Raw genomic sequence first — 3,019 nt, 5'->3', positions numbered from 1 at the left:
CAACGGTTGCAGAATGCGGCCGTCTTCGTCGACGCTGGCGGTCACCGCCCGTTGCAGCCGGGTAATGCGCCAGGACAGCCAGCTGGCATAGCCCAGTAGCACCAGCATCAGGCCGAGAATCAGCAGCAAGCTGCGGGTGATCACCGCCCCCAGGGTGCTGCCGGACAGGGTCAGCAACTGGTCCAGGGATTCCTCAAGAATCAGAATCCGGTCGTTACCCAGGTCCTGAGTGATCATTAGCAGGTTGTCACCGTCCGGATGCTGCACCAGGGCTTCCGGGGGCAGGATGCCGGTGCCCGATTGCGGCAGGTCCGGATTCACGGCAATCGGCTCTGGCTGATGAAAGCGCACCAGCGCCCGCAGCCCGTTCAGGCTGATCTGCTCCACTATTTCCAGGGCCGTGAGGTTATCGAACACCGGTCGGGCCTTTGCCGCTGGTCGTTCAGCCCGGGCGCGTACCCAGCCACCGGGTTCCAGAACCCGGGCCTGTTGCCCGGGGTCCAGCAGACGTGTGAGGGATTCCTCAAGCTCTGGCTCCCGGGTGATCAGTGGCACCAGCGTAGATTCGGCACTGCCGGTGCCCAGCCAGTAGACCCGGTGGCCACCAGCGGACGGCCAGGTCAGTTCGATGCCCACCCGGGTGCCGGTATCGGGACGTGGCAGGCGCAGCTCCAGTTGCCTTGCCGTGGTCTGCCAGTGGCCACTAATCAGCCGGTCGGATCGATTGCCGGAACCTGGAATGATGCTGTTGATGCGCCCTGGCCCTGTGTTGCGGACGATCCGGCGCAGGGTTTCGCCGTTTTGCTGCCAGCTCAGGGTGAACTGGTCGTGGGGCTGGGTGGGCTCGGCCGGATTGAAAATCGCGGGGGTTGCCCGGTTGGTCTGTAGCAGCAGATACAGATATCGGGCGTCGGCTACCGCCAGCCATTGCAGCCGGGTGCCATCGTTTGCCGGGGCCAGGCTCTGCCAGAAAGGCTGCGGATCCTGAATGCCATAAACCGGCCAGTCTTCGCGGTAGCCATCCAGATTCAGCGGTCGGCTGATGATGTCCGCGTAGATAACCGGCTGCCCCGCTGCCACCGATGCCTGTCCCGCCAGATACTTTGCGGTAACCGGCTTCATGCGCTGGGCCTGGTGGCGCAGTTGCTCTGCGGCCTGATCTCGCAGGGCCTGATCCAGCTCCAGTACAAACTGCAGGCCGGCCCAGGGGATCAGCAGCATCAGCAGGCTGGCAACAAACAGCTGGCGCTTGAGCGTCAAGAACTACACCTCATGAGCGTTCCAGCGATAGCCCATGCCGTAGGCGGTCTGGATCCCGTCAAATCCGGTGTCTGCCTGCTGGAACTTGCGGCGGATGCGTTTGATGTGGGAAGTCACGGTGTTGTCGTCCAGCACGGTACTGGCAGCGGCCATCAGCTGATCACGATTGCGGACGTGGCCCGGGTGCTGAACCAGGGCGTGCAGCATCCAGAATTCAGTTACTGTCAGCTCTACCGGCTGGTCCTGCCACTGGGCGGTCATGCGGTCCACGTTGAGCAGCAGGCGGCCCCGTTTCAGCAGTTCATCGGGCTGCTGCAATGCACTGGCCCAGGCATCGGCCCGGCGCAACAGCGCGGTGACGCGGGCCAGCAGGTGATCCAGGTTCATGTCTTTGGTGACATAGTCATCGGCTCCCAGGCGCAGGCCGTGGACCGAGTCGATATCGCTGTCGCGGGCGGTCAGGAAGATGATCGGCAAGGTCGCAGAAAGCCGGCGCAGGTCCTGGCACAGGGTAAAACCACCCTCTGGCTCATCCCCCAGACCCACATCAATCACCGCCAGCTCCGGCAGGCCATTACGCAGCGCCTGCCAGGCCGACTCCCGGCTACTGTAGGCGGAGACCTGGTAGCCGCGGCGCTCAAAGGCATCGCGATAGTTCTCGCGGATGGCGGGCTCATCTTCTACCAGTACGATGTGTCGTTTCATGTCAGTGCCGGTCTCACTTGGGTGGCTGCTGCTTCAGTTCCGTATTTAACCATTCTTTGCCGGCTTCCTTTAAGGCGTTCTGTCCCGTTTGCCACAATTCATCATTTTCCCGCCTGCACCTTGCCAGAATCTGCCACGGAATGGCCCCCGGGGTCAGCTCAAATGAACTCAATTGTCCGGGGTTTCCCGGAACCATCGTTGAATTATAAAAAAGGAGTTGAGCTGATGCTGATGATCCATTCCTGGCGGACCCGGGCGTCCTCTGACCTCACACCTCAGAAGGCTTCCCCTGGCCGCACCCGCTGGCTGGAAGCCTTGGGTTTCTGGATGGCACTGTTGCTGGTGTTGTTCCTGCAACCGCTGTATGCCGAGGCTGCCCCGCAAGTCGCGTCTGCCGGTGTCTTTCACTACGTGACAGAGCAGGGCCATGAAACGGCGACTGTGCTGACGACCGATTATCAGGTAACCGTGAGCGGTCTGCTGGCGGTCACCCGTCTGACCCAGACCTTCGAGAATACCGGGCTGGCCTGGCGTGAAGGCGTTTACGTCTTTCCGCTGCCCCAGGATGCCACGGTCTATGGTTTTACCATGAGGACCGGCGAGCGGGTGGTAAAGGGGGAGGTGCGGAAGCGGGAACAGGCCCGCAAGGCCTATCAGAATGCCCGCGAATCCGGCCGTCAGGCGGCCCGGGTGGATCAGCAGCGTGCCAACCTGTTTACCACCCATCTGGCCAATATTCCGCCGGGTGAATCAGTCACTGTGGAATTGCACTATCAGCAGGCGGTTCGTTATGACAGCGGCCAGTTCGAGTTGCAGTTGCCGACCACACTGACGCCGCGTTTTATGCCGGGTGTGCCGGTTCGCAGCGCAGCGTCCAGCTGGCAGGGTGGCTGGGCAACGGCCACCAGCGAAGTCGCGGATGCCGACCGCATCAGTCCGCTTACTGTGGCTGAGGAAAGCCTGAACGATCGCAGCCACTGGGCAACGATCTCGGTGGCCATCCGTGCCGGTTTGCCGGTGGCGAGTGTCGCCAGCGCCTCCCACAGTCTGAATA

Annotated in this window: 2 protein-coding genes and 1 pseudogene; 1 reads left to right on the top strand and 2 read right to left on the bottom strand. The window is 62.2% G+C overall.

From position 1 onward, the window contains the following. Both AAC035_RS20240 and pdsR read right to left on the bottom strand, forming a co-directional pair. Positions 1 to 1,260: pseudogene (locus tag AAC035_RS20240) on the bottom strand (histidine kinase); the annotation flags it as partial. 3 nt (positions 1,261 to 1,263) lie between these two features. After that, positions 1,264 to 1,965 carry a proteobacterial dedicated sortase system response regulator gene (pdsR, locus tag AAC035_RS20235; protein ID WP_339806915.1) on the bottom strand — a complete coding sequence of 234 codons (702 nt, stop codon included), beginning with the start codon at positions 1,963 to 1,965 and terminating at the stop codon, positions 1,264 to 1,266. A 225-nt stretch (positions 1,966 to 2,190) separates the two neighbouring features. On the opposite strand from pdsR, the gene AAC035_RS20230 reads away from it, so the two are divergent. Continuing rightward, positions 2,191 to 3,019, top strand: an 829-nt coding sequence (locus tag AAC035_RS20230; protein ID WP_339806914.1) for a VIT domain-containing protein, incomplete at its 3' end; no start/stop codon positions are given.

This window comes from uncultured Marinobacter sp., assembly GCF_963974375.1.
Lineage (GTDB): Bacteria > Pseudomonadota > Gammaproteobacteria > Pseudomonadales > Oleiphilaceae > Marinobacter.
The sequence above is the reverse complement of the archived record's forward strand: the minus strand, read 5'-3'. Positions and strand labels throughout refer to the sequence as shown.

Excerpts from the sequence above, each read along its gene's own strand:
- pdsR (WP_339806915.1), bottom strand. The coding sequence starts at position 1,965 with ATGAAACGACACATCGTACTGGTAGAAGATGAGCCCGCCATCCGCGAG.